1 protein-coding gene is annotated in these 1,217 nt (G+C 41.7%); it reads right to left on the bottom strand.

Features of this window, described 5'->3' with window-relative positions; all coding sequences use genetic code 11:
* Nucleotides 1–242 precede the first annotated feature (242 nt).
* Nucleotides 243–1,094, bottom strand: a complete 852-nt coding sequence (locus H3T44_RS09040) for a hypothetical protein (RefSeq protein WP_198196975.1) — start codon at nt 1,092–1,094, stop codon at nt 243–245.
* Between the last annotated feature and the right edge of the window lie 123 nt (nt 1,095–1,217).

Below are 1,217 nucleotides of genomic sequence, written 5' to 3'. Positions count from 1 at the left end.
GTTCGGCTTCGGGTTTCGGCCCCGCTTTACCGGCCGGCTTTTTGCCTTTGTTTTTACCCTTCTCAACCTTGGGTGCGTTCTGGGCCAGTCCTGTCAGGCCACCCGTGATGGCGTCAATGGCTGTATTGGTGCCATTGAGATTGTCACTGTCACCCATGATCCCGGTATGGATCATGCCGCTGGCTATCTTGTCTATGTCCGTCGTGTCGTCATATCCATAAGAAAGGAGATTGCTATAAAACTTATTGGGGAGTATCAGTGACTTTGGTTACCTGGAAAAAAGGCTGGCTGATCTGATGAATACGTTTTTTGCCCAGCAAGTTGGGATATTGATACAATACCGATGATACCAAATGATTTTCTATATGTGCCGGATCAGGAGAATTTGTAGTCATTACTCCAGCACCATCAAAAATTGTCTCATAATAAGGAGTGTTTTTTACACTATCCTCCCAATAACTTTGAGGAAAAGTACAAAAGTCAGTACTTAGTGAAGAATTATTACATTGTAAAAGTTTATTATCCTTACCAATAGGTCTTACAAATTTAACGTGATAAACAATTTCATTCATGGTGACTTCATCTACATGATTTGTCCACATGGTGGTCGCACCTGTACTTGGATCGCTTGAATATGGTTCGTTGGATATAAATCTTTGTTTGTAAGTTTCCATAACTCTTGAGTCTATCATCGCATATACGGTTGGTTTTCCACCATGTGTCATGGCCTGTCTTTCATTACCCTGGCTATCAACCCATTCAATTTTTTTTGATTTACCAATATCATTTTCTATATAGTGTGTATCTGTTAACTGATATCCCAAAGCCTGCAATCTTTCTTCCGTATCAAGTTTGGCCATACCAATCAAATCAGCCAACTTCATTCCATTTTCATATCCATCTGAATCATTACTTCTTGCCTTGGCAACATACTTTGTCAACCTTTCCGGAACAACGACCCTGATTACATCATCCGTTTTGGAAAGGGGTTTCGCAGTCCCTTTCTCATTCCAGATAGAAATGTAAAACTTGTTGGCACAGGCGGTTAGAGATAAACACAGCATCATTAAACTTGCCAAAGAATAAAGTCTCATTTTGTATCCCCTTTCTTTTCAGTTTGCTCCGGGTTTCTGTCAGCCTGTTCGGCTTCGGGTTTCGGCCCCGCTTTACCGGCCGGCTTTTTGCCTTTGTTTTTACCCTTCTCAACCTTGGGTGCG

Source organism: Commensalibacter sp. M0355 (assembly GCF_016101365.1).
GTDB classification, from domain to species: Bacteria; Pseudomonadota; Alphaproteobacteria; order Acetobacterales; family Acetobacteraceae; genus Commensalibacter; species Commensalibacter melissae.
Note: the sequence above shows the minus strand (reverse complement) of the source record. Positions and strands in the feature narration are given on the sequence as shown.

Coding starts and splice junctions, on each gene's coding strand:
- H3T44_RS09040 (WP_198196975.1), bottom strand. CDS start 1,094: ATGAGACTTTATTCTTTGGCAAGTTTAATGATGCTGTGTTTATCTCTA.